This is a genomic window from Rhodococcus sp. NPDC057014 (assembly GCF_042673295.1).
Taxonomy (GTDB): Bacteria; Actinomycetota; Actinomycetes; order Mycobacteriales; family Mycobacteriaceae; genus Rhodococcus_F.
Genome location: NZ_JBHUSF010000008.1, coordinates 34197 through 59388 on the forward strand (window position 1 = coordinate 34197; position 25192 = coordinate 59388).

Below are 25192 nucleotides of genomic sequence, written 5' to 3' on the forward strand. Positions count from 1 at the left end.
CAACCGCCGTGCTCGCACCTGAGCGGCGGTCGCGCGCCGATCTCGTCGTCGCTGCCGGAATCGCCGTCACGATCGTGGTCGCCCTCACCGTGGTGTGGTTCCGCAGCGATGCCCGGGGCACCACCTCGGTCACCGCCGCCGAGCCGCCGGCTGCGCTCGTCACCGCCCTGACGGTCCCCGAGACACTGAGCCCGATCTGGGACTCCGCCAGTTCCGCCACCACGGCGCCTCTCGTGGCCGGTGGTGCCGCCGTCACCGCCGAGGGCGGCGTCGTCGTGGGCCGGGACCGGATGTCGGGCGCCGAGCTGTGGCGGTACGAGCGTGATCTCGACCTGTGCGGTGTCACGGCGTCCTGGGAGAAGGTGGTGGCCGTCTACCGCGACGACCGCGGATGCTCCCAGGTCACCGAACTCGACGGCGGCACCGGTGAGCGTGTGGCGCAGCGGAACAGCGACGCCGATCCCGCGGTGACGCTGACGGCCGACGGAACCTATGTGGCGTCCCTCGGCGACCGCCGCCTGGAACTGTGGCGCTCGGACCTGGTGCGCACCGTCGAGTACGGGCGGGTGGACGCGCCGGTGAATCCCAAGAAGCAGCCCCGCAGCGGATGCACGCTGATCGACGCCGATTCGAGCAGCAGCAGGCTGTCCGTGCTCGAACGCTGCCCCGGCGAGGTGGCCGATCGGCTGACGGTCATGAACCCCTCACCGAAAGACAATCAGGAACCCGAGGAATACGGGTCGAGCGTCCTGGCGGGTGTCGACGCCGGCGTCGAGGGTGCCCGCATCCTGGGGGTGTCGGGTGAGACCACAGCCGTCTACCTTCCCGCGGGCAGGACGACCGGGCCGCGGATCGGCCTGTTCGACGGCACCGGCAACGCCGTGTCCGAATACGCGCTCGCCCTGAAGATCGGACCGGATCCGGTCACGTCCGCGAGCAGTTCGGTGGTCACCTGGTGGACCGGTTCGGATGTCGTCTCGCTCGGCGCGTCCGATCTCGTTCCCCGCTGGACCTTCCCGGGCGCTCTCGGCCCCGGTGCCGTGATGGCCGGAAACCTGCTGGTTCCGGTGGAATCCGGGATCGCCGTGCTCGATCTGTCGAGCGGGGCGTTGCTGCGCACGATCCCGGTCGCGCGGGACACCTCGACCGGGCCGATCACCACGACGGTGGCCGGCGACGTCGTGCTCGAACAGCGCGGCGACGGCGTGGTGGCGCTGCGCTGAGGTCGCCGCTCAGGCGGGTTCGGCGAACACCACGAGGTAGCCGTCGAGATCGCGGAGCCAGATCTCGCGATGTCCCGCATTGGGATTGACGTGCACGTCCGTGACCACGTCGGCTCCCGCCTCCCGCGCCCGCGCGACGGTGCCGTCGAAGTCGGTCGTCTCGAACCAGATCGCCACCCCGTTTCCGCGCGCGAGTGACGGATCGCCGAGGGGGCCGTGGTGGTGGCCCTCGTCGAGTCGGTGCAGTTGCAGGATCATGTGCCCGTCGACGAGGAGTTGCTCGTAGTCCTGCCCACCGTGACCGCTGCGTGCGTTCAGGACCTTCCGGTACCACTCGCCTGCCCGTTCGACGTCGTCGACGGCGAGGAGCGGCTGAGCCCGCATCGACAGCGTGTTGTTCCGAGGTGTGTCCGAGACCGTCATGCGCCGAACGTTAGCGCCGGACGCTCCCCCGCTCTTGGACGAATGGGCACACCGCGCGCCCGTCAGCGGAAGGTGGCGCGGTACGCGGAGGGTGAGACGCCGACGGTGCGCGCGAGGTGTTGCCGCAAGGAGGTCGCGGTGCCGAATCCCGCGGCCCCGGCCACGTCGTCGACCGGCAGGTCGGTGTTCTCCAGCAGTTCACGGGCGCGGGTGATCCGCTGCTCGAGAATCCACTGCGTCGGCGACATCCCCGTCTCGGCGCGGAATCGCCGGGTGAACGTGCGCACGCTCATCGACTCCCCCGCCGCCAGTTCCCGCAGCGACAGCGGCTGATCGAGGCGGGCCAGCGCCCGCACCCGCGCACCCGACGTCGACGCACCGTCGGCCGCCGGGACGGGCGCGGTGACGAACTGCGCCTGACCGCCGCTGCGATGAGGCGGCACGACCGTTCCCCGCGCCACCTCGTTGGCCACCGACGCACCGTGGTCGACACGAATCATGTACAGGCACAAATCGATTCCGGATGCGACGCCGGCGGCGGTGAGCACGGTGCCGTCGTGGGTGTAGAGCACGCCGGGGTCGAGGTGCACGCCGGGGTAGAGCCGCCGGAACGCGTCCGCCGACTTCCAGTGCGTCGTGGCTCGCCGGTTCTCCAGCAGGCCGGCGGCGGCGAGAACGAACGATCCCGTGCAGATCGAGGCCACCCGGGTGCCCGGCCGGATGTGCGCGAAGGCATCCGCGAGGTGGCGGGGTAGTCCGCCGTCCTCCGGCGGGTCGTAGTCCTGATCGGACGCCGGGACCACGACCGTGTCGGCGGTGCCGAGCAGCGCCGGGCCGTGCTCGACCGACAGCGTCACGTCGGTGTCGGTCCGGACGGCGCCGGGCTCGAGGGCGCACGTGAGGACCTCGTACAGCGGTTCGCCGTCCCGCGACCGCGCTTCCCCGAACAGTCGGTGGACGATTCCGAACTCGATGGGGAGCAGGCCGTCACGCACGAACACGACCACGCGATGGCGGCGCCCGGGCCGTTCGCCTCTCGAATCGGACATGGCCCGATTATTTCACATAGTGTCCCACCGGCCACTGGTGCGGCGACGCGCGCGGATCCATGATCGGAAGGGTCGACGGCGACCGAGCGAAAGGTGGACCATGAAGATCCTCTGGGTGTCGGCACATCCCGAGCCGAAGTCCCTGAACGCGGCACTACGCAGCGATGCTCTCGCAGCCCTGCGCTGCGCAGGCCACGAGATCCGGACCTCCGATCTGTACGGGATGCGATGGAATCCGGTGGTGACCGCGGAGGACTTCGCGCACGATCCGAGCGGCCGACTGCTGGTCGGAGCGCGGTCCGGGCAGGCACTGGCCGAGGGCACCCTGGCCCCCGACATCCTGGCGGAGCAGCGCAAACTCGGGTGGGCCGATGCGGTGATCGTGCAGTTCCCACTGTGGTGGTACGGCATGCCCGCGATCCTCAAGGGCTGGTTCGACCGGGTGTTCGTCGAGGGCTACGGGTACGGGGTTCGCCGCGAGGACGGTGCCACCCGCCGATACGGCGAGGGGACCCTCGCCGGCAAGCGGGCCATGACCGTCGTCAGTTTCGGCGGCAGCGCCGACAGTGCGGGCCCGCGCGGAATCAACGGCCAGATGGACGAGGTCCTGTTCCCCATCCACCACGGAATCTTCTGGTACACGGGGATGTCCGTGCTGCCCCCGGTCCTGATCGACAGCGCGGACCGGCTGCGCGCCGAGAACTACCCCGGCGTCGCGGCCCGCCTGATCGATCGTGTGTCCGGCCTGTTCACCGACGCGCCGCTGCCCTTCCGCTCACAGAACGGCGGCGACTACGACGACCGGTTCGTGTTGTGCGAGGACCGGGCACCCGGCGTCACGGGACTACGCGCCCACTACGCCGACACGAATTCCGCGGCACTCGGACCGGAGGCCGAAGTCCCCACCCGCTGCACTGTGTAACGTGTTCTAATTCACGGCATGGCAACCTACGTGATCACCGGTGCGGCCTCCGGCATCGGGGCGGCGAGCCGCCACACCCTCGAGGCCGGCGGCCACACCGTCATCGGCGTCGACCTCGCACACACCGACGTGACCGCCGACCTGTCCACCCCCGGCGGCCGGGCCGCCGCGGCCACCGCCGTGTCGGACAGGAGCGGCGGCGTCGTGGACGGCCTCGTCTGCTGCGCCGGACTCGGATCGCTGTCCCACGTCCCCGGCGGCAAGCTGATCGCCGTCAACTATTTCGGGGCCGTGGATCTCGTGACGGCCCTGAAGCCCGCCCTCGAACGCGCGGGCGGCGCCTCGGTGGTGGTGATCTCGTCGAGCAGCACCACCACGCAGCCCGGAGTTCCCGGGAATCTGGTGACGGCGTGCCTGCGCGGCGACGAGGCGGAGGCGGTGCGCATCGGCGACGAGGTGACCGCCATCCCCGCGTATCCGGCGTCGAAGCTCGCGCTGGCCTGGTGGATTCGACGGGAAGCGGTGCGACCCGAATGGATCGGCAACGGCATCCGGCTCAACGCGATCGCACCGGGCATGATCGACACGCCGATGACCAGCGGAGACGACCTCGACCCCGAGCTGGCGAAGGCCCTGGACTTCTATCCGGTGCCGCTCGGCAGGCGCGGACGTCCGGACGAGATCGCCGCGCTCGTCGAATTCCTGCTCGGACCGGGGTCGACACTGCTCTGCGGAAGCGTCGTCTTCGCCGACGGAGGCACGGATGCGCAGTTACGCCAGCAGGATTGGCCCGCCGCGTGGAGTCCCACGCCGGAGGAACTTACTCGGCACTTCCAGGCGAAAACGTAGCGAGTTCCGATCCGGCCCAGTGCTTGGCGAGGTTCTCGGCCAGGTCCCGGTAGGCCTGGGCACCCTTGTTCTTGCGCCCCGCCAGCACCGTGGCACCCGACGCCGTCGCCTCCGCGAACCGCACCGTCCGCGGGATCGGCGGGGCGAGGACCGGCAGGTTGTAGCGATCGGACACGTCGGACAGCACGTCCCTGCTGTGGGTGGTGCGCGCGTCGTACAGCGTCGGCAGCGCGCCGAGCAGCACCAGGTCGGGGTTGGTGATCTGCTGCACCTCGGTGACCGTCCGCAGCAACTGCCCGACACCGCGGTGGGCGAGCGTCTCGCACTGCAGCGGCACCAGTACCGATTGCGCCGCCGTGAGCCCGTTGAGTGTGAGCACACCGAGCGACGGCGGACAGTCGATGATGACCGTGTCGTAGTCGTCCAGCAACGGCGTCAGAGCGCGTTTGAGGGCGAACTCGCGACCGGGACGCATGAGCAGCAACGCTTCCGCGCCCGCGAGGTCGATCGTCGCGGGCAGGAGCGCGACACCGTCCTCGGTGTCGATCACCGCTTCCCGCGCCCCCAGGTCACCCGTCAGCACCTCGTGGACGGAGGCCTCCAACCGGTCGGGGTTGTGCCCCAGGGAGAAGGTCAGGCAGCCCTGTGGGTCGAGATCCACCACCAGAACCTTCTGGCCCAGCCCGACGAGAGCCGCGCCGAGAGAGGCGACCGTGGTGGTCTTCGCGACCCCACCCTTCTGATTTGCCACTGCAAGAACCGTTGTCACGGCTCGATCCTTACCTACTTCGTCGCCGGAGGCGAGCCATACACGCAGATTGACTGACATGATGGACGGATGCCACCCAGTGATTCGCCGCGCGGCCGCCGGATCGTCCTCCTCCGGCACGGCGAAACGGAATGGGCCCGTTGGGGTAAACACACCGGCCGCACCGACGTCCACCTCACGGAACTGGGTGAGTCCCAGGCGCGGCAGGTGGGTCCGGCGATGGACGCCCTCGCGCTGCGCGACCCCCTCGTCATCGTCAGCCCGCGACAACGCGCCCAGGAGACGGCGGAACTGGCGGGTTTGAAGATTCAGCGCACCTGGGACGCACTCGCCGAATGGGACTACGGGATCTACGAGGGCATGACGACGCCCGAGATCCGGCAGCAGGTGCCGGATTGGACCGTGTGGACGCATCCGTGCCCCCGAGGCGAACAGGTCGAGCAGGTGCACACCCGCTGCGACCTCGTGCTGTCCGTCGCGCATTCGCAACTCGTCGACCGCGACGTGATCCTCGTCGGGCACGGCCACTTCTCCCGCGCGCTCATCGCGCGCTGGGCGGAGCTTCCCGTCAGCGAGGGCCGACGGTTCGCGATGGCGCCCGGCGCGTACTCCGTCCTCGGTTTCGAGCACGGGGCGCAACAGGTGGTCAGCCACAACGTGACGACGGAAGGTGCCCGATGATCAGACGCGCAGCACGCGAGGACGTCTCCGCGATCACCGCGATGATCTACGAACTGGCCGAACACCAGAAGGCCCGCGACAAGTGCACCGTCACGGCCGACCAGATAGACGACGCCCTGTTCGGCCCGCAGCCGTCCACGTTCGCCCACGTCGCGGCGAACGACGACGACCGGGTCGTCGGGATCGCGGTGTGGTTCCGGAACTTCTCCACGTGGGACGGAACGCACGGCATCTATCTCGAGGACCTGTTCGTCAGCCCGTCCGAGCGCGGTTCCGGTCACGGAAAGGCGCTGCTCGCCACCCTCGCGAAGGAGTGTGTCGACAACGGCTACACGCGGCTGTCGTGGTCGGTGGTCAACTGGAACACGCCGTCGATCGCGTTCTACGAGTCCCTCGACGCGCGACCACAGGACGAGTGGACCACGTACCGGCTCACCGGGGATCCCCTCGGCCGCCTCGCGTCCGAGGTGAGTTAGCGCTCCGACGGGTTGTCGACGTCGGCTTCCTGGCCGTACTCGGCGGCCATCCATTTCGACGTGGGGCTGCTGAACAGGCACCCGAGGGCTCCGACCACCACGACGCCGAGCAGCACACCGAAGAACGGCTGGTGGGAATCGGTGAGCAGCGACCACGCCACCGGAAGCAGCAGCAGTTGGGCGACGATCGCGATCGCCCGCCCCCAGCGCCTGCCGAAGATCAGGGCGAGCCCGGCGGCGAGCACGGCGCCACCGAGAATGGCGAACCACGCGGCGGTGCCGTATCCGCTGCTGACGCTCTGGTCGTGCCCGAGCAGCCCCCGGATCACCAGTACCACGGCGACACCGACCGCCACCGCGCCCTCGAGCGACACCAGGGCGCCCGCCGCGCGGACCGTGGTGGGCGTGGACTTGCTCTGAGACGGCTTCGGCACGTCGGCCAGCCTAGAACACCCCGCCGCCGGCGGCCTCGGACGGTGACACGTGCCGCCCCGGCTAGGCTTGGGCCCCGTGCGTGCGCTGCTGATCGTCAACCCCAATGCCACATCGACGACCCCGGCCGGGCGGGACCTGCTCGCGCACGCGCTGTCGAGCCGGGTGCGGTTGACGGTCGCGCACACGACGCATCGTGGGCACGCCGCCGAACTGGCGCAGCAGGCCTGCGTCGACGGAATGGGCCTGATCATCGTCCACGGCGGCGACGGCACCGTGAACGAGGTGGTCAACGGGCTGCTCGGCATCCCGGACCCGAAGTCGACGAGCGCGGTGACGGTGGGGCCGATTCCCCCGATCGCCGTCGTTCCCGGCGGATCGGCGAACGTGTTCGCCCGCTCGCTCGGCATCGCCCCCGACCCGGTGGACGCCACCAACCAGCTCATCGACCTCCTCTCCCGCGGGCAGCGGCGCAGGATCGGGCTGGCCCACTGCGACCACCGCTGGTTCACGTTCAACGCGGGCCTCGGCTGGGATGCCCAGGTGTGTGAGGCGGTCGACATGCACCGCAAGAACGGGCGCCCCGCCACACCGGCCCAGTACGTCCGCGCGGCGGTGCGCGTGTTCTTCCGGTCGAAGTACGCGGAGCCGACACTCACCGTCGAGGTTCCCGATCGCGATCCGTTCGAGGGTGTTCATTACGCCTTCGTGTCGAACGCGAGTCCCTGGACGTATCTGAACAAACGGGAAGTCCACACCAATCCCGATACCACCTACGACACCGGCCTCGGTGTCTTCGCGATGCGGTCCACCGCGATCCTGACCACCCTGCGCGTGGCCCGTCAGCTGCTGACCCCCGGAACCCGCCCGACGGCGAAGAAACTCGTCCGGGTCGACGACGTGCCGCGCGTGCGGATCTCCGCGTCGGAGCCGATCGGACTGCAGATGGACGGCGACTACATCGGACTTCGCAACGTGGTGGAGTTCGTGTCGGTGCCCGACGCGCTGGATGTCGTCGCGCCGCCGCGACCCTGAGCAGTTCTCGAGAATCCCCGTTTTCACCTAGCGGGAAGCGCCGGCGCGGGGTAAAAAGGACGGCGCCCCTCGAAGGGCAGCCTAACTACGTGAGCTCCCCCACGGTGCGGCGGTTTTCTATTGACATCCCGCCAGTTCGTGAAAGCATTCACAAGCAACAGTGCGGAAACATTCTCTACGCACACATGAACTCACGAAGACGAAACGGTGCACGACGCACCCAGTTAAGGAGCAGAAGGATGGACTGGCGCCACAAGGCAATCTGTCGCGACGAAGACCCCGAGTTGTTCTTCCCTGTGGGCAACAGCGGTCCGGCTCTCGCGCAGATTGCTGATGCCAAGGTTGTCTGCAACCGCTGCCCGGTGACCGCCGAATGCCTCTCGTGGGCACTCGAGTCGGGCCAGGACGCCGGTGTGTGGGGCGGCATGAGCGAAGACGAGCGTCGCGCACTCAAGCGCCGGAACGCTCGGACGCGTGCCCGCACCACCGTCTGATACTTCAGAAGGAGACGGGCCCGGCACCACATGGTGCCGGGCCTTTTGCTTGCCCGCCGGTCAGTACCGCGGTCCACGACGGCCCAGCGGTACGCGTAACACGGCATCCGTTCCCCCCTCCGCCCCCGGGTGCAGCCCCAGCGAACCGTTCAGTTCGGCGGCCACCAGGGTCCGGACGATCTGCAGACCGAGCCGGTCGGACCGCTCGAGGCTGAAACCGGGCGGCAATCCCCTGCCGTTGTCGTGGATCACGACGTCCAGCCAGCGCGCCGACCGTTCTGCCCTCATGGTGACCGTGCCTGCGGCGCCCGGTTCGAAGGCGTGCTCGATCGCGTTCTGCACGAGTTCGGTCAGCACCATCACCAGCGGTGTGGCCCGCTCCGCGGAGAACACCCCGAAGCTGCCCTCCCGGCGGACCTTGATCGGCGTGCTCACCGTCGCCACGTCGGACAGAATCGGCACGAGCCGGTCCACGACCTCGTCGAGGTTCACCTCCTCGTCCACCGACATCGACAGCGTGTCGTGCACGAGGGCGATCGACGTGACGCGGCGCACCGATTCGCTGAGCGCCTGACGGGCCTCCTCGTTGTTGGTGCGGCGGGCCTGCAGCCGCAGCAACGCCGCCACGGTCTGCAGATTATTCTTCACCCGGTGATGGATCTCGCGGATCGTCGCATCCTTGCTGAGCAGGGCGCGATCCCGCCTCTTCACCTCCGTGACGTCCCGCACGACGACGGCGGCGCCCACCCGCTTCCCGCCGGGTTTGAGTACCAGCGCCCGCAGCAGGACGGTCGCGCCCCGGGCCTCGATCTCCATCCGGCGGCCCGGTTTGTCGGCGATCGTGTCGCGGATGTATCCGGCGACCTCCTGCGACTCGAACGGATCCGTCACGAGTGAGCGTGTCGTGGCGGCGAGGTTCTGGCCGATCAGGTCCGAGCTGAGACCCATCCGGTGGTACGCCGACAGCGCGTTGGGACTCGCGTAGACCACGCTGCCGTCGGTGTCCAGGCGGATGAAGCCGTCGCCGGCGCGGGGGCTCGAGTTGGTGTCCGAGCGGGCCTCACGGATCGGGAACGTGCCGTCGCTGATCATCTGGCACAGGTCCTCGGCGCAGTCGAGATACGCGACCTCGAGCGGGCTCTGCGCCCGCTGGTGCGACAGGTTGGTGTCCCGGCTCAGGACGGCGATCACCTCGCCGTTCCACCGCACCGGGACCGCTTCGCCGCGCGGCGGCAGACCCGCGTGCCCGCCGCCGTCCTCGGGCCGCACGACGCGGCCCTCGAGCAGCGCCTGCAGCACCTGCGGGTGTTCCGACTCCGACACGACGGTTCCGACGACGTCCTCCGGGAACGCGGTCGACGCGGTGGTGGGCCTGCAGTGCGCGACGCAGATCACGGTGCCGGTCGGGTTGGTGGCCGCGGAGTCCGCTCCGACCCACAGCAGGACGTCCGCGAAGGAGAGATCGGCGAGCAGCTGCCATTCGCCGACGACGCGCTGCAGGTGGTCGACGGCCTCGCCGGGCAGGTCGGTGTGTTCGGCGAGCAGATCGCTCAGGGTCGACATCGTGGGAGGTGTCAGTCAGCTCAGGAGATGACCGCGATCAGGTCGCCCTGTTGGATCACGTCGCCGACCTTGACGTCCACCGAGGTGACCGTGCCGGGCTCTTCGGCGATGACGGGGATCTCCATCTTCATCGACTCGAGGATGACGAGGGTGTCGCCTTCCTTCACCTCGTCACCCGCGCTCACCACAACCTGATACACCGTCGAAACCATTTCGGCGCGCACGTCTTCTGCCATTGTGATCCTTCACTCCCGGGTGTCGAGAAAGCCCTGTTGCAAGGACACCCAACCACACGTGGAAGACTGTGGTGAAAAGAAGGGAGATCTACTCATGGGTAAGCGTGGTCGCAAGAAGCGCAGTCGCAAGGGCAATGCCGCAAACCACGGTAAGCGTCCCAACGCCTGACGCGCCGTAGAACGCACCAGGGGCCGGAAAGCAGCGATGCTTTCCGGCCCCTGATTGCTGTTCTGACGGGTTACGACTCGGGTTCGGTGTTCGTGATGAGGATCGTCCGCCGCAACTCGATGGAGAGCCTCTGACGCAGGCTCTCCGGTGCGTGCTCACCGCCGCACTTGCGGTTCACGAGGCTCTTGACCTTCTCCTCGATGCCGTACGCCTCGAGGCACGACCCGCACTCGTCGAGGTGCCGCTGCAGCCGCGCCCGCGAGGCCTCGTCGCATTCGCTGTCCAGCATCAGCCAGACGTCCGCGATGACGGCGGAGCAGTCGAGCTGCTCGAATTCGTCCTGCTCGCTCACCGAGAAACCTCCTGCTCCGCACTCACTACACTGCCGCCGGCCACCTCGTCGGTGCCGCCACGGTTGAATCCTCGTTCGCGTGCGACGTCGGCGAGCAGACCCCGGAGCTGCTTACGCCCGCGGTGCAGCCGCGACATCACGGTCCCGATCGGGGTGCCCATGATCTCGGCGATCTCCTTGTAGGGAAAGCCCTCGACGTCGGCGTAGTAGACGGCCATCCGGAACTCCTCCGGCAGGGCCTGGAGGGCTTCCTTGATGTCGTCGTCGGGGAGCGCGTCCAGTGCCTCGACCTCGGCGGACCGCAGCCCGGTCGACGAATGCTCCGCCGTCGCCGCCAGCTGCCAGTCGGTGATCTCGTCGGTCGGGTACTGCGCGGGCTGCCGCTGCTTCTTGCGGTACGAGTTGATGTACGTGTTCGTGAGAATCCGGTACAGCCACGCCTTGAGGTTGGTGCCCTCGCGGAACGAGCGGAACGCCGTGTAGGCCTTCACGTACGTTTCCTGCACGAGGTCCTCGGCGTCCGCCGGGTTCCGGGTCATCCTCAGAGCAGCGCCGTACAACTGATCCAGAAGTGGGAGCGCATCCCTTTCGAAACGCGCGATCAACTCGTCCTGTGGCTCGGCCTTCTCTGCCGTCGGACGGTCATGTTCCTGCACGCTGATCCCTTCGGTCGCCGTGGGCGTCAACGTTACCGCCAACTGCAGATGCGACGTGGGCTCGATTACCGAGGACATCACGATACGGACCACTCCCTTCGATGCACGGGTCTTCTGCAGGTACCAACACGACTCCCGCCCGCGGTGTTCCCGCACCGCGTGGCAGAGTGTTCGTCCATGGCCGGAACTGCCACTCCCGCGACGAAGTTGCTCGTCACACAGCGCATCGACCACACCGTGCACAGCTACGCGCACGACGAGCGGGCGGAGTCGTACGGTTCGGAGGCCGTCGACGCGCTGGGCGAGACGGTCGGCGTCACCGCCCACCAGGTGTTCAAGACGCTCGTGATCAAACTCGACACGGGCAAGCTGGCGGTGGCGGTCCTGCCGGTGCCGGAGAAACTGTCCCTGAAGGCGGCGGCCGCGGCGCTGGGCGCAGGCAAGGCCGTGATGGCGGACCGCACCGAAGCCGAGCGCTCCACCGGTTACGTGTTCGGCGGCATCTCCCCGCTCGGCCAGCGGAAGGCACTTCCGACGGTCGTCGACGCGTCGGCGCTCGACTGGGACCGGGTGCTGTGCAGCGCGGGCAGGCGCGGACTCGAGATCGAACTCGCGCCCGCCGATCTGGTGCGGCTCAGCGGAGCCGTCACCGCGGCGGTCACAGCAGGCTGATCTGCTCCCCCACCTGCGCGCCGTCGCGACCGGCCGCGTCGGGGGCGAGGAGTTCCGGGCCGTTGTTCTTCACGCTGTTCACCAGCGTGGACACCCGCCGGACCGTGATGTCGGCGATGGCGTCGGGCGACACCTCGAGCAGGTCCGTCGACGCGGGGTGCTCGGGATCGAGCCACGCGGCCCAGCGGTCGCGGGGCATCACGAGCGGCATCCGGTCGTGCACGTTCTCGAGCTGGGCGGCGGAGTCGACCGTGATGATGCTGCAGCTCAGGACGGGCGGCGACTCCTCGACCGCGGGATCGTGCCAGACCGACCACAGCCCGGCCATGTACAGGCGCGAGCCGTCCTCCGGCGACATGTAGTACGGAATCTTCTTCGCCTTGCCCGCCTTCTTCCCGGCGGCCGCCGGCTCGGTCTCGGTCTGCCACTCGTACCAGCCGTCCATCGGCACGAGGCAGCGCTTGTACTTGAACGAGGTCCGGAAGGCGGGCTTGTTGTCGACCGAATCCGCCCGGGCGTTGAACAGCACCGGCCCCTTGCCGAGCTCCTTCGTCCACGACGGCACGAGACCCCACCGCATCCGCCGGATCCGACGGGCGTCGTGCCGGTCGACCACCGTGAGGACCTGCGTGGTGGGTGCCACGTTGAAGTCGGGCGGACTCTCCTCCTCGCCGGCCTCGTTGATCGCGTCGAGGTCGGCCGCGAGTGTCGCCGGATTCGCAGTGGTCGCATACCTGCCGCACATGTCCACCAGAGTGGCACGAACCACCGACACCCGCGACACGCCGCCCACCCCGCCCGGCGGCCCGCCCGATAGGCGAAGATGGAGACCGTGAGCCTGAGCCTGTGGAACGCCCCCCGCGCCGAAGCGCCCGTCGTCGCGACGGTCGCCCTCCCCGGATCGAAGTCGATCACCAATCGCGCGCTGATCCTCGCCGCACTCGCGGACGGTCCGTCCACCCTCACCGGGGCACTGCGCAGCCGGGACACCGACCTCATGATCGACGCACTCCGGACGCTGGGGATCGGCGTCGAGACGGCCGGCGCCGACACGACGCTGCGGGTCACTCCCGGACGCCTCCGGGGCGGTGCGGTCGACTGCGGCCTGGCGGGCACCGTCATGCGGTTCCTTCCGCCGGTCGCCGCGCTCGCCGAGGGGACGGTCGACTTCGACGGAGACGAGCAGGCGCGTACCCGCCCGCTCGACACGATCCTGAACGCGCTGCGCGGTCTCGGCGCGGACATCGAGGGCGACTCCCTGCCGTTCACCGTCCGCGGCGCGGGCTCGTTGCGCGGTGGCCGGGTCACGATCGACGCGTCCGGTTCTTCGCAGTTCGTGTCCGGGCTGCTGCTGTCTGCCGCCGCGTTCGACGAGGGCGTCACGGTTCATCACGACGGCAAGACGGTCCCGTCGATGCCGCACATCGACATGACGGTCGAGATGCTGCGCGAGTCGGGTGTCGAGGTCTCCACCCCGGCGACGGGCGGGGAGGCAGACACGTGGCGGGTGAGCCCCGGTCCGGTGCGGGCCGTCGACCGGGTGATCGAGCCCGACCTGTCGAATGCCACCGCCTTCCTCGCCGCCGCCGCCGTCACCGGCGGTGAGGTGACCGTTCCGCTGTGGCCTGCCGAGACGACGCAGCCCGGCGACGCGATCCGCGAAATCCTGCTGGCGATGGGCGCCGACGTCCGGCGGGACGGGGCGAACCTCACCGTCCGCGGCCCGCAGCAGCTGACCGGCATCGACATCGACCTGCACGACGTCGGCGAACTCACCCCGACCGTCGCGGCGCTCGCGGCACTCGCGGACGGCCCGTCCCACCTGCGGGGCATCGCACATCTGCGTGGACACGAGACCGACCGGCTGGCCGCGCTCGCTCACGAGATCAACTCGCTCGGCGGAAACGTCACCGAAACCGAGGACGGGCTCACGATCGTGCCCGCCGACCTGCACGGCGGGACGTGGCGTTCCTACGCCGACCACCGGATGGCGACGGCGGGAGCCATCGTCGGGCTGCGCGTCGACGGCATCGAGATCGAGGACATCGGCACCACGGCGAAGACGCTGCCCGGATTCGAGAACCTGTGGGCCACAATGCTGTCCGCGGCGGCGGGCACCGGGCGGAAGGCGAACTTCTGAGTCGCAGGCAGTACGACGAGTCCGACGTCCGGGTGCGCCCGGGCCGAGGGACGCGTCCGCGCACGAAAACCCGGCCGGAGCACCTCGCGGCCGAGTCGGCGATGGTCGTCGCCGTCGACCGCGGCCGGTGGGGCTGCGTGCTGGGCGGCGACCCCGGGCGTCCCCTCGTCACCATGCGTGCCCGCGAACTGGGCCGCACCCCCATCGTGGTGGGCGACGAGGTGAGCGTCGTCGGCGATCTGTCCGGCAAGCCCGACACCCTGGCGCGGATCGTGCGGGTGGCCGAGCGCGCCACCGTCCTGCGGCGCACCGCCGACGACACCGACCCCTACGAGCGGATCGTGGTGGCCAACGCGCAGCAGTTGCTGATTGTCGTGGCGCTCGCCGACCCGCCGCCGCGGACGGGATTCGTCGAACGCGCGCTCGTCGCCGCGTACGCGGGCGGGCTGAGCCCCGTCGTGTGCCTGACGAAGAGCGACCTCGAACCGCCCGAGGAGTTCGCCAGCACGTTCGCCGACCTCGACGTCCCCGTGGTGGTGGCAGGCCGCGACGATCCGGTCGACGAGGTCCTGGCGATGCTGTCCGGCCGGCTCACCGCGCTGATCGGGCATTCGGGGGTCGGGAAGTCGACGCTCGTCAACCGCCTGGTGCCCGACGCCGACCGGGCCGTGGGCGTGGTCTCCGGCGTGGGCAAGGGCAGGCACACGTCCACGCAATCGGTCGCGCTGCCGCTACCGTCGGGAGGCTGGGTGATCGACACCCCCGGCATCCGGTCGTTCGGACTGGCCCACATCTCCCCGGAGAACGTGGTGGCCGCGTTCTCCGATCTCGCCGCGGCCATCGAGGACTGTCCGCGTGGGTGCACCCACCTCGGCCCGCCCGCGGATCCGGAATGCGCGCTCGACCACCTCGAGGGCAAGGCCGCCAAACGCGTCGACGCGGTCCGTCACCTCCTCACGGCCATCGCGTCGAACGAAGCCTGGTGAGGGACGAACCGCGCCGGGCGGAATTGTCCGGTGGAACTGTCTAGCGGGAGAGCAGCGCGCGCAGACCGCGACGCTTGCGGGTGCGCTTGATCGCGGAACCCAGCCCCTGACGGCGACCGGTCACGGGATCGATTGTCGCCGTGGTGTTTCCACCGAACCTGCGCTCCGACGCCGTCTCCGGCGCGTCGTCCGCGGTTGCCTTGAGATACTTGTTCGGCAACGACAGCTTCGCGATGGTGCGCCACGACTTCGCGTACTGCACCAGGAACGGGCCGGTGGTGTACGGCAGGTCGTACTTCTCGCACAACTCCCGCACCCGCACCGCGATCTCCGCGTACCGATTGCTCGGCAGGTCGGGGAACAGGTGGTGCTCGATCTGATAGCTCAGGTTGCCGGACATGAAGTCCATCAGCCTGCTGCCCTCGATGTTGGCGCTACCGAGCATCTGACGCAGGTACCACTGGGCGGGCGTCTCCTTGTCGATGTCGGCCTTGGTGAACTTCTCGGCGCCGTCCGGGAAGTGCCCGCAGAAGATGATCGCGTTGGTCCACACGTTGCGGATCGCGTTCGCCGTCATGTTGGCGGTGAGCGTGCTCTTCCAGGCCGGACCGGTGACGGCGGGGTGGATCACGTAGTCCTTGAGGACCTGCTTGCCGATCTTCTCACCGACCTCGCGCAGCTTGCGCTGCGTCTCCCCCTTCGGCACCCGCCCCTTGGCGACCTTGCCAAGTTCGAGGTGCTGCGCCGCGACGCCGTACTGGAAGAACAGGGCCAGCAGGGTGTTGTAGACCAGGTTGCCGGCGTTGAACGGCTTCCAGCGCTGGTCGCGCGTCACCCGGAGCAGGCCGTATCCCACGTCGTCGTCCATGCCGAGGACGTTCGTGTACTTGTGGTGCAGGTAATTGTGGGTCTGCTTCCAGTGCGCGGACGGACCGGTGTTGTCCCACTCCCACGACGTGGAGTGGACTTCCGGATCGTTCATCCAGTCCCACTGGCCGTGCATGACGTTGTGGCCGAGTTCCATGTTCTCGATGATCTTCGAGACGCCGAGCATGCCCGCTCCGAGCAGCCAGGCGGGACGCCGGCGACTCGCGAACAGCACTGCGCGGCCACCGATCTCGAGTCCACGCTGCAGTCTGATGGTGTTCCGCACGTAGCGCGCGTCGCGCTCCCCGCGAGATTCTTCGATATCGCGGCGGATCGCATCCAACTCGCGCCCGAGCGCCTCGACATCGGCATCGGTGAGATGTGCGTATTCCTTGACATCTGCAATCGCCATGGGGGACCTCCTCCTGGCTGGTCGACAGTTCACACCGGATAGGCGCTGACATGACCTACCGTACCGTAAGTTACGGCACCGTAGGTTACTTGAGTGTAGGTGTGAGTGAAATCACCGTCGGCGGCGCGGAATCTTGGCCTCCGCGTGGGCGCGCAGCGCCGACAACAGACCCCGGCGCCGTCCCGTCACGGGATCGGTGCGCAGCGTCTCGACCATCGCGGCACCCGTATCTCGGGCATCGCGGAACTTGCGCTCCGACGAGGTCTCGGGGGCGTCGTCCGCCGTCGCCCACAGGAGACGGTCGGGCAGGGCGAGTTTGTGGATCGTGCGCAGGGCAAGCAGGTACTGCTTGGCGAGCGAGCCCGTGGTGTAGGGCAGGTCGTACTTCTCGCACAGCGCCCGCACCTTCACGGCGATCTCCGGGTACCGGTTGCTCGGCAGATCGGGGAACAGATGGTGCTCGATCTGGTAGCTGAGATTCCCGCTCATGAAACCCATGATCTTGCCGGAGTCGAAGTTGGCGCTGCCGAGCATCTGCCGGAGGTACCACTCGTGCCGGGTCTCGTTCTCGTATTCGTCCACGGTGAACTTCTCGGCGCCGTCCGGGAAGTGCCCGCAGAAGATCACCACGTACGCCCACAGGTTCCGCACCAGATTGGCGGTGGTGTTCGCCGTCAGCGTCGACTTCCACGCCGGCCCGGCGAGCACCGGGAACAGGAGGAAGTCCTTGCCGACCTGACGGAAGATCTTGCGGGCGAAATCCTTGTTGGCCTGCGAATTGAGCTGACCCTTCTCGGCGCCCTCCAGTTCCGCCGCGAACGTGAGGTCGTGGAGCGCGATGCCCCACTCGAACGTGGCGGCGAGAATGATGTTGGCGAACGGCTGCAGCAGGTTGATCGGCCGCCACTCCTCGTCGCGGGTCATCCGGAGGATGCCGAAACCGACGTCGGAATCCATTCCCACGATGTTGGTGAACGTGTGGTGGGAGTAGTTGTGCGCCCGCTTCCAATGCTCGGACGGCCCCGTCTGATCCCACTCCCACGACATCGAGTGGATCTCCGGATCGTTCATCCAGTCCCACTGGCCGTGCATCACGTTGTGGCCGAGTTCCATGTTCTCGATGATCTTCGAGAGGGAGAGCATCGCCGTGCCCGCCAGCCAGGCCGGCCGGTACCGGCTGCCGAACAGCGCGAGCCTGCCACCGAGCTCGAGCAGTCGTTGCGCCCGGATGGCACGGCGGATGTATCGGGCGTCGCGGACGCCGCGCGAATCCTCCACGTCGAGCCGGATCGCATCCAACTCACGCCCGAGCGACTCGATGTCCGCTTCGGTCAGATGCGCGAACTCTTTGATGTCGGTGATCGCCACCGTGCTCCTCCGTCTGGTGAGAGTCCGAGAATAGCGGAGTCAGGTGAACAACACGCTCACGCTCACGCGTCGAGCGTGCAGTCCCCTGCCGCCGCCGAGATACAAGTCTGGACTCGGTCACCTTCGGCATGCTGCTTGCCGGACCTCAGGTCGATGGCGTGCCCGGCGAGAATCGGCACGACACAGGTCTGGCAAATTCCCATCCGGCAGCCGAACGGCATGAGCGCCCCGACCTGCTCACCGGCCTCGAGGAGAGTGGTGGCACCGTCGATCGTGACGGTCTTGTCGGCCTTGGCGAACGTCACCGTTCCGCCCTCGCCGGACGTGTCCGCGCGGGAGACGGCGAAACGTTCGAGATGCAGCTTGTCCTCGATGTTCTCGTCGCGCCACAGCGTCTCGATCTCGTCGAGCATCGGCAGCGGCCCGCAGGCCCACGTCTGCCGTTCGCGCCAGTCCGGGCACACCTCGTCGAGCGAGGACAACGCGAACTTGCCCTGACTGCGGGTGAGCTGGATCTTGCACCGGAAGTCGTCGTGCTCCTCGTGGAGCTGGGTGAGTTCGTCGGCGAACATCACGTCGGCGTCGGTGGGCGCCGAGTGGACGTGGAAGACGTCGGGAAGCTGGCCGCGCCGGTTCATGGTGCGCAGCATCGCCATGACGGGAGTGATGCCGCTGCCCGCGGTGAGGAACAGGATGCGCTGCGGCGGCGGGTCGGGCAGCGCGAAGTTGCCCGTGGGCGTCGCGAGCCGGACGATCGTTCCCGACGGCACACCGTTGACGAGGTGACTGGACAGGAATCCTTCGGGCATCGCCTTGACGGCGATGGAGATGAGTTTGTCGTCCCAGTTCGGGGGCGAGGTGAGGGAGTACGAACGCCAGTGCCAGCGTCCGTCGATGTGCAGGCCGATGCCGATGTACTGGCCGGGCTCGTAGTCGAAGTCGAATCCCCAGCCCGGCTTGATGACGATCGTGGCGGAGTCCGCCGTCTCCGCGCGCACCTCCACGATCTGTCCGCGCAGTTCGCGGGCCGACCACAGCGGGTTGGCCAGGTGCAGGTAGTCGTCGGGGAGCAACGGCGTCGTCAGACGTGCCGCCGCACCGCGCAACCAATTGAGCTTGGACCGCTTGGCGGGCACGACCGCTGCTGCGGGCGCCTCGATCCAATCCTTCAGACCCATCCGACCTCCACCTTTTCCGTCACGACCTACGCTACCGTAGGTTTTCAAGTTACGGTACCGTAGGTTACCCCAAGGTAAGAGGACGTACCGGTCAGAGCAGTTCGAGCAGGAACGGAAGCTCCTGGGTGGCGTACCACGCCAGAACGTGATCCTCGGCGTCACCGAGAACGAACTCGGCGTCCGGGTCCCCGAGATCCGCCTCGTCGATCGCCGACACGGCCCGTTCGATGTCGGGCTCGGCCTCCGCGAGGTCCACGTGCACCGACGCGACCCGGCCGATCGTCACCGGACCGGGCAGCCGGACCACGGCGTCGTCGAGGTCCGGACGGGGTGTCACGTCGTCGATGTCCGCGGCGACCACCGCGCGGCGGAAGCGGACCCCGTCGCTCCCGCCCTCCCCCACCCGGCCCGCGATCAGGCGCAGCGACGCCCGGGCCGCCTCGGCCATCGCGACCTCGGCCAGTTCGTCGTCGTCGCCCGACGAGTACGCCTCGCGAAGCGTGGCGGTGACGGCGAAGGCGGTACGGCTCATCGGATCGAACTCCTGGTCGGCGACGAGCCGCTGCAGGATCTCGATCGTCGCGGGAACGTACACCCTCGTCATGCGTCACCCGTCATTCGCACCGCGGACTTCTCACCGGCTGGCATCCAACAACTCCTCGAGAGATTCGTACAGCAGCGCCGCCACCACGTCCACGTCGGCCATGGCGTCACGGTCTGCATTCAAACCGTAGTAGACGTTGCCGTCGTAGGACGTGAGGCCGATGCTCAACGTCTGGTTTTTCAGCAGGGGCGACACCGGATACATCTCGAGCATCCGCGCTCCCCCGACGTACAGCGGCATCTGCGGACCCGGCGCGTTCGTGATCATCAGGTTGAACATGCGCTGCGAGAAACTGCTCGCGACACGGGCACTCATCGCGTGCAGCGTGGCGGGCGCGAATCCCGACAACCGGACCAGGGTCTCCGCGGTGACCCGCTGACTCTGCTTCGCGTGCGCCTCCATGGCGTGCGCCACGTGCGACAGTCGCACCACCGCGTTCGGTTCCCCGACCGGCAGGTCGATGAGGAAGGACGACACCATGCTCCGCGGGTCCGCCCACTCGCCGCGGCGGAACGCGTCGTCCTCGGCGTCGGGATCCGTCGCGTACACCGACATCGGAACCATCGCCCGGACCGTGGTCGACTCGGCCACCGGTTCGCCGCGGGACAGCAGCCAGTACCGCATCGCACCCGACACGACGGCGAGGATGACGTCGTTGACCTCGCACCCGTATTGTGCGCGGATCTTCCGGTAGTCGCCCAGTTCGGTCTTGACCACCGCGAACCGCCGGTTGCGGGAGATCGTCGCGTTGAGCGGGCTCGTAGGCGCCACCTGCGTCGCGGTGCGCACCACGGCGGCGAGCTTGCCGACCGCGCGCACGGTCTCGCCGAGCGCAGACGCCATGTCGCCCAATGTCATCCGCAGTGCCGCCAGGCCCTCGCCCGGCCTCGACACCATCTCCGCCAGCGCCCCCGCGATGAGAGTGGACTCGCTGGGGGCGGGGCTCGGCATCCACAGTTCCTCGGCCATCGGCCGCCGGGTCTTCGCCGGGTCCAGGATCACCTGACCGATCTCGAGCGCCGTCTCGCCGTCGACCAGCGAGGAATGCGACTTCGTGAAGATCGCGAAGCGATTGTTGGACAACCCCTCCACCAGGTACATCTCCCACAGTGGTCGCGTGTTGTCGAGAGGCCGGGACGTGAGCCGTGCGACCAGGTCGTGCAACTGGGCGTCCGATCCGGGCTTCGGCAGCGCCGACCGCCGGACGTGGTATTCGATGTCGAAATCCTGATCGTCCACCCACACCGGCCGCGACAGCCCCAGCGCCACCTCCCGCACCTTCTGCCGGTAGCGCGGCACCAGGCTCAACCGCTCCTCGACGAGGCTCAGTAATTCCTCGTAGGACAACCCGTTTCGCGGCTTCCGGAAGATCGCCAGCGATCCCACGTGCATCGGCGTACTGCTCGCCTCGAGGAAGTAGAACGATGCATCCTGCGTAGTCAGTCTCGTCACCATGTCGGTGCCTGTCCCCCTTGCATCCCGTCTCGATCCACCTCGAGAAGTATCGCTATCTCGTCCGCCGTGGCCGCGCCGTCGACGTGGTGGATGCCCACCATCCCGACAGCCACCGCGCCCCGGACGTTGACCGGCAGGTCGTCGACGAAGATACAGTCGCCCGGGTCCAGACCGAGCGCGCCGGCCGTCAGCCGGTAGATCCGCGGATCAGGTTTGGCGACACCGACATCCCCGGACAGCACGACCTGATCGACCAGCCGGCCGTCGCCGAGTTCCCGCAACCACTGCGCGCCGGGACCGCCGGGATCGTTGCTGAGGATCGCGGTCCGCACACCACGGGTCCGGGCACCGGCCAGCACGGACGACAGGCCGTCCATGTCCGAACCGGGACCCGCGAGAACGCCGCCGAAGTCCAAAATCAATCCCCGCACGTCCCCACCCTAGGGTCCGCCCCACGGTTCGGCGACACGAGTCCGCTCCGCGGTACGGCGACACGAGTCCGCCCCGCGGTACGGCGACACGAGTCCGCCCCACGGTTCGGCGACACGAGTCCGCTCCGCGGTACGGCGACACGACGACGGGATCCGTGCGATCATGACCGCTACGACGGCCGTCTCATGCCGAAACCGGGGGGTAAGAAATGAGTGAGTCCTACACGTTCCTGTCACGGGTGCCGCGCTTCGAGCCGGCGGCCGGCGACGGCACCGCGCCGATCCTGCCGGGCAGTACGGCGGCACCGTCGGGTGCGCGGCATCCGCGCGGGCACGCCAGGCACCGGTCGTCGCCGCACTCGGGGGCGTCACCGCGCACCGCCGCGGCGCACCCGGGAACTCTGCCGATTCCGTCGCCGGACGTGCAGCGGTTCACGGAGCAGGCGTTCCGGCTGGTTCTCGAAGTGCTGGATCGGCGGCGCAACGTCCGGCAGCTGCGGCCGCTGGTGACGCCGTCGCTCGTCGACGTGGTGCGCACGTTCGCGCTCGCGGAGTCGCCCGCCCGGCGACTCGGTGTCGCGGCGCTCGTCCGCGTGCATCTGCGCGCGGTGGAGCCCTGCGTGTTCGAAGCGTTCGGCACCTACGGCCGGGGGCCACGGATCTTCGTGATCGCAGCCCGTGTCGAACAACAGTCCGACACGGGCTGGACCGTCACCTCGCTGGTGATCGGCTGATCGTCCGCGCCGCGGTCAGCGCTTGCGCTTGGTCTTGGGCGCCTTCCTGCCCTTCGACTGCGACCGCGCGGCCTCCCGCCGCTGGCGACGGGTTCCGGCGTCGGCGGCGTCGTCCGCCTCGGCCGCTCCGCGGCGGCTGAGCTGGGCGTTGCCGTCCTCGGCAGGCCCGGAATAGGTGAGCCCGCGAGGCTCGCCGTCGTCCAGACCCTTCGCGCGGAGGGCGGACGGCGCCGCCGTGCCCTGCGCCTGCTGCGCGGCCTCCTGGGTGGGCAGCGGTCGCGGCGCCGCCGGAGCGGGTGCGGCCGACGCCGTCGCCGCAGCGGAAGCCGCGGTGACGCTGACGCCCGGGGCCTGCGCCGCCTGCGGGGCTGCCGCCTCGACCTGGAGGTTGAACAGGAATCCGACCGACTCCTCCTTCAAACCCTCGAGCATCCCGCCGAACATGTCGAAACCTTCGCGCTGGTACTCGACGAGCGGATCACGCTGGGCCATCGCCCGCAGGCCGATGCCCTCCTTCAGGTAGTCCATCTCGTAGAGGTGCTCACGCCACTTCCGGTCGAGGACGCTCAGCAGGACCCGCCGCTCGAGTTCGCGCATCGATCCCTCACCGGCGACACCGTCGATCTCGGCCTCACGCCGGGTGTAGGCGTCGTGCGCGTCCTTCAGCAGGGTCTCGCGCAGCTCGTCGGCGGTGATGTCCTTCGTCTCGTCGTCGCCGTCGCCGACCAGTTCCTTGTAGTCGACGCCGATCGGGTACAGCGTCTTGAGCGCCGTCCACAGTTGTTCGAGATCCCAGTCCTCGACGTAGCCCTCCGCGGTGGCGCCGTCGACGTAGGCGGTGACCACGTCGGTGATCATCTTCTCGACCTGGCCCTCCATGTCCTTGCCTTCGAGGATCTGGCGGCGCTCGTTGTAGATGACCGTGCGCTGCTGGTTCATCACCTCGTCGTACTTGAGGACGTTCTTGCGGATCTCGAAGTTCTGCTGCTCGACCTGCGTCTGAGCGCTCTTGATGGCCTTCGAGACCATCTTCGCCTCGATCGGAACGTCGTCGGGCAGGTTGAGCCGGGTCATGATCGATTCCAGCGCCGCACCGTTGAACCGGCGCATCAACTCGTCGCCGAGGGACAGGTAGAACCGCGACTCACCCGGGTCGCCCTGACGGCCGGACCGGCCGCGCAACTGGTTGTCGATGCGCCGGGACTCGTGCCGCTCGGTACCGAGGACGTACAGCCCGCCCGCCTCGCGCACCTTGTCGGCGTCGGCCTTCACCTCGGCCTTGACCTGGTCGAGGACGTCGTCCCACGCCGCCTCGTAGTCGTCGGGGGTGTGGACGGGGTCGAGTCCCTGCTTGCGCAGCGCGATGTCCGCGATGATGTCGGGATTGCCGCCGAGCACGACGTCGGTACCACGACCGGCCATGTTGGTGGCCACGGTGACCGCGCCCGACCGGCCGGCCTCGGCGATGATCTGAGCTTCCTGCTCGTGGAACTTGGCGTTCAGCACGTTGTGCGCCACGCCGCGCTTGGTGAACTGCTTCGACAGGTACTCGGACCGCTCGACGCTGGTCGTGCCGATGAGGACCGGCTGGCCCTTCTCGTGCCGCTCCACCACGTCGTCGACGACGGCGTCGAACTTGGCTTCCTCGGTCTTGTAGATCAGGTCACCGTTGTCGACGCGGACCATCGGCCGGTTGGTGGGAATCGGGATGACGCCGAGGTTGTAGATCTGGTGCAGCTCGGCGGCCTCGGTCTCGGCCGTACCCGTCATGCCCGACAGCTTGTCGTACAGGCGGAAGTAGTTCTGCAGCGTGATCGTGGCGAGGGTCTGGTTCTCGGCCTTGATCTCGACCTTCTCCTTGGCCTCGATCGCCTGGTGCATGCCCTCGTTGTACCGGCGGCCGACCAGGACGCGGCCGGTGAACTCGTCGACGATGATCACTTCGCCGTCGCGGACGATGTAGTCCTTGTCCTTCGTGTACAGCTCCTTGGCCTTGATGGCGTTGTTCAGGTAGCTCACGAGCGGCGAGTTGGCGGCCTCGTACAGGTTGTCGATACCGAGCTGGTCCTCGACGAGCTCGACGCCGGCCTCGTGGACGCCGATGGTGCGCTTGCGGATGTCGACCTCGTAGTGGACGTCGCGCTTGAGCAGCGGCGCGATACGCGCGAACTCCGCGTACCACTTGCTCGACGCGTCGGCGGGGCCGGAGATGATGAGGGGGGTCCGGGCCTCGTCGATGAGGATGGAGTCGACCTCGTCGACGACGGCGAAGTTGTGACCGCGCTGGACGAGATCGTCCAGGGAGTGCGTCATGTTGTCGCGCAGGTAGTCGAACCCGAACTCGTTGTTGGTGCCGTATGTGATGTCCGCCGCATAGGCCGCGCGACGCTCGGCGGGCGACATCCCGGACAGGATCACGCTGGTGTCGAGTCCGAGAAAGCGGTGGACGCGGCCCATCCACTCGGAGTCGCGTTTGGCGAGGTAGTCGTTGACCGTGACGACGTGCACGCCGTCGCCGGCGATCGCGTTGAGGTACGCGGGCAACACGCAGGTCAGGGTCTTGCCCTCACCGGTCTTCATCTCGGCGATGTTGCCGAAGTGCAGGGCGGCGCCGCCCATGATCTGCACGTGGAAGTGTCGCTGGTCGATGACGCGCCAGGACGCCTCGCGGGCGACCGCGAACGCCTCGGGCAGCAGCTCGTCGAGCGTCTCGCCATCACGGTAGCGGGCGCGGAACTCCTCGGTCTTCGCGCGGAGTTGCTCGTCGGTCAGGTCTTCGACCTCGGGCGACAGCGAGGAAACGTGGTCGGCGATGTGCTTGAGCCGCTTGACCATGCGACCTTCACCAACACGGAGCAGCTTCGATAGCGACAGCGACGGCACAGTCTTGTTCGTCCTCAATCTTCGGCAGTGGATGGGTGACACACAAAATCCGGCCGGAGGTCCGAGAACCCCGGCCGGATTCCATGGTAGGCGCTTCCGCGATCGGACGAGTAGACCGACCGCTCGGATCGTC

Annotated in this window: 27 protein-coding genes and 1 pseudogene; 12 read left to right on the forward strand and 16 right to left on the reverse strand. The window is 68.3% G+C overall.

The window, feature by feature from the left end; all coding sequences use genetic code 11:
• Nucleotides 1–8 precede the first annotated feature (8 nt).
• Nucleotides 9–1223 (forward strand): hypothetical protein, encoded by a 1215-nt coding sequence (locus ACFTZB_RS03055; RefSeq protein ID WP_378430036.1) that lies wholly within the window; start codon nt 9–11, stop codon nt 1221–1223.
• Between the two features lie 9 nt (nt 1224–1232).
• Here ACFTZB_RS03055 and ACFTZB_RS03060 read toward each other — a convergent pair whose 3' ends face one another.
• Nucleotides 1233–1646, reverse strand: coding sequence for a VOC family protein (locus tag ACFTZB_RS03060; RefSeq protein ID WP_378430037.1), 414 nt, complete (start codon nt 1644–1646; stop codon nt 1233–1235).
• Nucleotides 1647–1708: 62 nt separating this feature from the next.
• Nucleotides 1709–2695, reverse strand: coding sequence for a GlxA family transcriptional regulator (locus tag ACFTZB_RS03065; protein WP_378430038.1), 987 nt, complete (start codon nt 2693–2695; stop codon nt 1709–1711).
• Nucleotides 2696–2795: 100 nt separating this feature from the next.
• On the opposite strand from ACFTZB_RS03065, the pseudogene ACFTZB_RS03070 reads away from it, so the two are divergent.
• Nucleotides 2796–3627: pseudogene (locus ACFTZB_RS03070) on the forward strand (NAD(P)H-dependent oxidoreductase).
• Between the two features lie 8 nt (nt 3628–3635).
• A complete protein-coding gene (locus ACFTZB_RS03075; protein ID WP_378430039.1) occupies nt 3636–4466 on the forward strand; it encodes an SDR family oxidoreductase in 831 nt (276 codons plus the stop codon).
• Here ACFTZB_RS03075 and ACFTZB_RS03080 read toward each other — a convergent pair.
• Entirely contained in the window at nt 4438–5235 is a 798-nt protein-coding gene (locus ACFTZB_RS03080) for a ParA family protein (protein ID WP_378430040.1), read from the reverse strand. The genes ACFTZB_RS03075 and ACFTZB_RS03080 overlap by 29 nt on opposite strands.
• A 69-nt stretch (nt 5236–5304) precedes the next feature.
• Between ACFTZB_RS03080 and ACFTZB_RS03085 the strand changes: the two genes are divergently transcribed.
• Complete coding sequence (locus ACFTZB_RS03085) at nt 5305–5916, forward strand: acid phosphatase (protein WP_378430041.1); 612 nt, start codon at nt 5305–5307, stop codon at nt 5914–5916.
• Entirely contained in the window at nt 5913–6392 is a 480-nt protein-coding gene (locus tag ACFTZB_RS03090) for a GNAT family N-acetyltransferase (protein WP_378430042.1), read from the forward strand. Before ACFTZB_RS03085 ends, ACFTZB_RS03090 begins: the two co-directional genes overlap by 4 nt.
• Here the strand turns inward: ACFTZB_RS03090 and ACFTZB_RS03095 are convergent.
• On the reverse strand, nt 6389–6826 hold the full coding sequence (locus ACFTZB_RS03095; RefSeq protein ID WP_378430043.1) for a hypothetical protein: 438 nt from the start codon (nt 6824–6826) through the stop codon (nt 6389–6391). The two genes, ACFTZB_RS03090 and ACFTZB_RS03095, sit on opposite strands and share 4 nt — an antisense overlap.
• 76 nt (nt 6827–6902) lie before the next feature.
• Here ACFTZB_RS03095 and ACFTZB_RS03100 point away from each other — a divergent pair, with 76 nt between their 5' ends.
• Entirely contained in the window at nt 6903–7859 is a 957-nt protein-coding gene (locus tag ACFTZB_RS03100; protein ID WP_378430044.1) for a diacylglycerol/lipid kinase family protein, read from the forward strand.
• A 239-nt stretch (nt 7860–8098) separates the two neighbouring features.
• The gene (locus ACFTZB_RS03105) at nt 8099–8353 is read left to right on the forward strand and encodes a WhiB family transcriptional regulator (RefSeq protein WP_005240099.1); all 255 of its coding nucleotides are present in this window, start codon (nt 8099–8101) and stop codon (nt 8351–8353) included.
• Nucleotides 8354–8413: 60 nt separating this feature from the next.
• Here the strand turns inward: ACFTZB_RS03105 and ACFTZB_RS03110 are convergent, their stop codons facing one another.
• Entirely contained in the window at nt 8414–9916 is a 1503-nt protein-coding gene (locus ACFTZB_RS03110) for a sensor histidine kinase (RefSeq protein ID WP_378430045.1), read from the reverse strand.
• Nucleotides 9917–9936: 20 nt separating this feature from the next.
• On the reverse strand, nt 9937–10152 hold the full coding sequence (locus ACFTZB_RS03115; RefSeq protein ID WP_005240095.1) for a biotin/lipoyl-binding carrier protein: 216 nt from the start codon (nt 10150–10152) through the stop codon (nt 9937–9939).
• Nucleotides 10153–10246: 94 nt separating this feature from the next.
• On the opposite strand from ACFTZB_RS03115, the gene ACFTZB_RS03120 reads away from it, so the two are divergent.
• Complete coding sequence (locus ACFTZB_RS03120; RefSeq protein WP_022597109.1) at nt 10247–10321, forward strand: 50S ribosomal protein bL37; 75 nt, start codon at nt 10247–10249, stop codon at nt 10319–10321.
• 70 nt (nt 10322–10391) lie between these two features.
• Here the strand turns inward: ACFTZB_RS03120 and rsrA are convergent, their stop codons facing one another.
• Together rsrA and ACFTZB_RS03130 are read right to left on the reverse strand one after the other, a co-directional pair.
• Nucleotides 10392–10673, reverse strand: coding sequence for a mycothiol system anti-sigma-R factor (rsrA, locus tag ACFTZB_RS03125; RefSeq protein WP_072937642.1), 282 nt, complete (start codon nt 10671–10673; stop codon nt 10392–10394).
• Complete coding sequence (locus ACFTZB_RS03130; protein WP_378430068.1) at nt 10670–11407, reverse strand: sigma-70 family RNA polymerase sigma factor; 738 nt, start codon at nt 11405–11407, stop codon at nt 10670–10672. The genes rsrA and ACFTZB_RS03130 overlap by 4 nt, the downstream gene beginning before the upstream one ends.
• 99 nt (nt 11408–11506) lie before the next feature.
• Between ACFTZB_RS03130 and ybaK the strand changes: the two genes are divergently transcribed.
• Nucleotides 11507–12001 (forward strand): Cys-tRNA(Pro) deacylase, encoded by a 495-nt coding sequence (gene ybaK, locus ACFTZB_RS03135; protein WP_160097591.1) that lies wholly within the window; start codon nt 11507–11509, stop codon nt 11999–12001.
• Here the strand turns inward: ybaK and ACFTZB_RS03140 are convergent.
• Nucleotides 11988–12746, reverse strand: a complete 759-nt coding sequence (locus ACFTZB_RS03140; RefSeq protein WP_378430046.1) for an SOS response-associated peptidase — start codon at nt 12744–12746, stop codon at nt 11988–11990. The genes ybaK and ACFTZB_RS03140 overlap by 14 nt on opposite strands.
• Nucleotides 12747–12824: 78 nt before the next feature.
• Between ACFTZB_RS03140 and aroA the strand changes: the two genes are divergently transcribed.
• Together aroA and rsgA are read left to right on the forward strand one after the other, a co-directional pair.
• A complete protein-coding gene (gene aroA / locus ACFTZB_RS03145) occupies nt 12825–14141 on the forward strand; it encodes a 3-phosphoshikimate 1-carboxyvinyltransferase (RefSeq protein ID WP_378430047.1) in 1317 nt (438 codons plus the stop codon).
• Nucleotides 14087–15127 (forward strand): ribosome small subunit-dependent GTPase A, encoded by a 1041-nt coding sequence (gene rsgA, locus ACFTZB_RS03150; RefSeq protein ID WP_378430048.1) that lies wholly within the window; start codon nt 14087–14089, stop codon nt 15125–15127. Before aroA ends, rsgA begins: the two co-directional genes overlap by 55 nt.
• Nucleotides 15128–15167: 40 nt before the next feature.
• Here the strand turns inward: rsgA and ACFTZB_RS03155 are convergent, their stop codons facing one another.
• The 6 genes from ACFTZB_RS03155 to ACFTZB_RS03180 all read right to left on the reverse strand — a co-directional run bounded on the left by ACFTZB_RS03155 (nt 15168) and on the right by ACFTZB_RS03180 (nt 21442).
• Entirely contained in the window at nt 15168–16406 is a 1239-nt protein-coding gene (locus ACFTZB_RS03155; protein ID WP_378430049.1) for a fatty acid desaturase family protein, read from the reverse strand.
• A 111-nt stretch (nt 16407–16517) separates the two neighbouring features.
• The gene (locus ACFTZB_RS03160; RefSeq protein WP_378430050.1) at nt 16518–17774 is read right to left on the reverse strand and encodes a fatty acid desaturase family protein; all 1257 of its coding nucleotides are present in this window, start codon (nt 17772–17774) and stop codon (nt 16518–16520) included.
• A 62-nt stretch (nt 17775–17836) separates the two neighbouring features.
• Complete coding sequence (locus ACFTZB_RS03165; RefSeq protein ID WP_124390375.1) at nt 17837–18952, reverse strand: ferredoxin reductase; 1116 nt, start codon at nt 18950–18952, stop codon at nt 17837–17839.
• Nucleotides 18953–19043: 91 nt separating this feature from the next.
• Nucleotides 19044–19556: a DUF6912 family protein gene (locus tag ACFTZB_RS03170; protein ID WP_206005385.1), complete on the reverse strand. Its 513-nt coding sequence runs from the start codon at nt 19554–19556 to the stop codon at nt 19044–19046.
• A 30-nt stretch (nt 19557–19586) separates the two neighbouring features.
• The gene (locus tag ACFTZB_RS03175; RefSeq protein ID WP_378430051.1) at nt 19587–21011 is read right to left on the reverse strand and encodes a wax ester/triacylglycerol synthase family O-acyltransferase; all 1425 of its coding nucleotides are present in this window, start codon (nt 21009–21011) and stop codon (nt 19587–19589) included.
• Nucleotides 21005–21442, reverse strand: coding sequence for an HAD-IA family hydrolase (locus tag ACFTZB_RS03180; protein ID WP_276140702.1), 438 nt, complete (start codon nt 21440–21442; stop codon nt 21005–21007). The genes ACFTZB_RS03175 and ACFTZB_RS03180 overlap by 7 nt, the downstream gene beginning before the upstream one ends.
• Before the next feature lie 209 nt (nt 21443–21651).
• Here ACFTZB_RS03180 and ACFTZB_RS03185 point away from each other — a divergent pair, with 209 nt between their 5' ends.
• Complete coding sequence (locus ACFTZB_RS03185; protein WP_378430052.1) at nt 21652–22176, forward strand: Rv3235 family protein; 525 nt, start codon at nt 21652–21654, stop codon at nt 22174–22176.
• Between the two features lie 15 nt (nt 22177–22191).
• Here ACFTZB_RS03185 and secA read toward each other — a convergent pair whose 3' ends face one another.
• Entirely contained in the window at nt 22192–25059 is a 2868-nt protein-coding gene (secA, locus tag ACFTZB_RS03190) for a preprotein translocase subunit SecA (protein ID WP_378430069.1), read from the reverse strand.
• Nucleotides 25060–25192: the final 133 nt, after the last annotated feature.

Excerpts from the sequence above, each read along its gene's own strand:
- ACFTZB_RS03060 (WP_378430037.1), bottom strand. The coding sequence starts at position 1,646 with ATGACGGTCTCGGACACACCTCGGAACAACACGCTGTCGATGCGGGCT.
- ACFTZB_RS03065 (WP_378430038.1), bottom strand. The coding sequence starts at position 2,695 with ATGTCCGATTCGAGAGGCGAACGGCCCGGGCGCCGCCATCGCGTGGTC.
- ACFTZB_RS03075 (WP_378430039.1), top strand. The coding sequence starts at position 3,636 with ATGGCAACCTACGTGATCACCGGTGCGGCCTCCGGCATCGGGGCGGCG.
- ACFTZB_RS03085 (WP_378430041.1), top strand. The coding sequence starts at position 5,305 with ATGCCACCCAGTGATTCGCCGCGCGGCCGCCGGATCGTCCTCCTCCGG.
- ACFTZB_RS03090 (WP_378430042.1), top strand. The coding sequence starts at position 5,913 with ATGATCAGACGCGCAGCACGCGAGGACGTCTCCGCGATCACCGCGATG.
- ACFTZB_RS03105 (WP_005240099.1), top strand. The coding sequence starts at position 8,099 with ATGGACTGGCGCCACAAGGCAATCTGTCGCGACGAAGACCCCGAGTTG.
- ACFTZB_RS03110 (WP_378430045.1), bottom strand. The coding sequence starts at position 9,916 with ATGTCGACCCTGAGCGATCTGCTCGCCGAACACACCGACCTGCCCGGC.
- ACFTZB_RS03115 (WP_005240095.1), bottom strand. The coding sequence starts at position 10,152 with ATGGCAGAAGACGTGCGCGCCGAAATGGTTTCGACGGTGTATCAGGTT.
- ACFTZB_RS03130 (WP_378430068.1), bottom strand. The coding sequence starts at position 11,407 with ATGTCCTCGGTAATCGAGCCCACGTCGCATCTGCAGTTGGCGGTAACG.
- ybaK (WP_160097591.1), top strand. The coding sequence starts at position 11,507 with ATGGCCGGAACTGCCACTCCCGCGACGAAGTTGCTCGTCACACAGCGC.
- ACFTZB_RS03140 (WP_378430046.1), bottom strand. The coding sequence starts at position 12,746 with ATGTGCGGCAGGTATGCGACCACTGCGAATCCGGCGACACTCGCGGCC.
- aroA (WP_378430047.1), top strand. The coding sequence starts at position 12,825 with ATGGAGACCGTGAGCCTGAGCCTGTGGAACGCCCCCCGCGCCGAAGCG.
- ACFTZB_RS03155 (WP_378430049.1), bottom strand. The coding sequence starts at position 16,406 with ATGGCGATTGCAGATGTCAAGGAATACGCACATCTCACCGATGCCGAT.
- ACFTZB_RS03165 (WP_124390375.1), bottom strand. The coding sequence starts at position 18,952 with ATGGGTCTGAAGGATTGGATCGAGGCGCCCGCAGCAGCGGTCGTGCCC.
- ACFTZB_RS03170 (WP_206005385.1), bottom strand. The coding sequence starts at position 19,556 with ATGACGAGGGTGTACGTTCCCGCGACGATCGAGATCCTGCAGCGGCTC.
- ACFTZB_RS03175 (WP_378430051.1), bottom strand. The coding sequence starts at position 21,011 with ATGGTGACGAGACTGACTACGCAGGATGCATCGTTCTACTTCCTCGAG.
- ACFTZB_RS03185 (WP_378430052.1), top strand. The coding sequence starts at position 21,652 with ATGAGTGAGTCCTACACGTTCCTGTCACGGGTGCCGCGCTTCGAGCCG.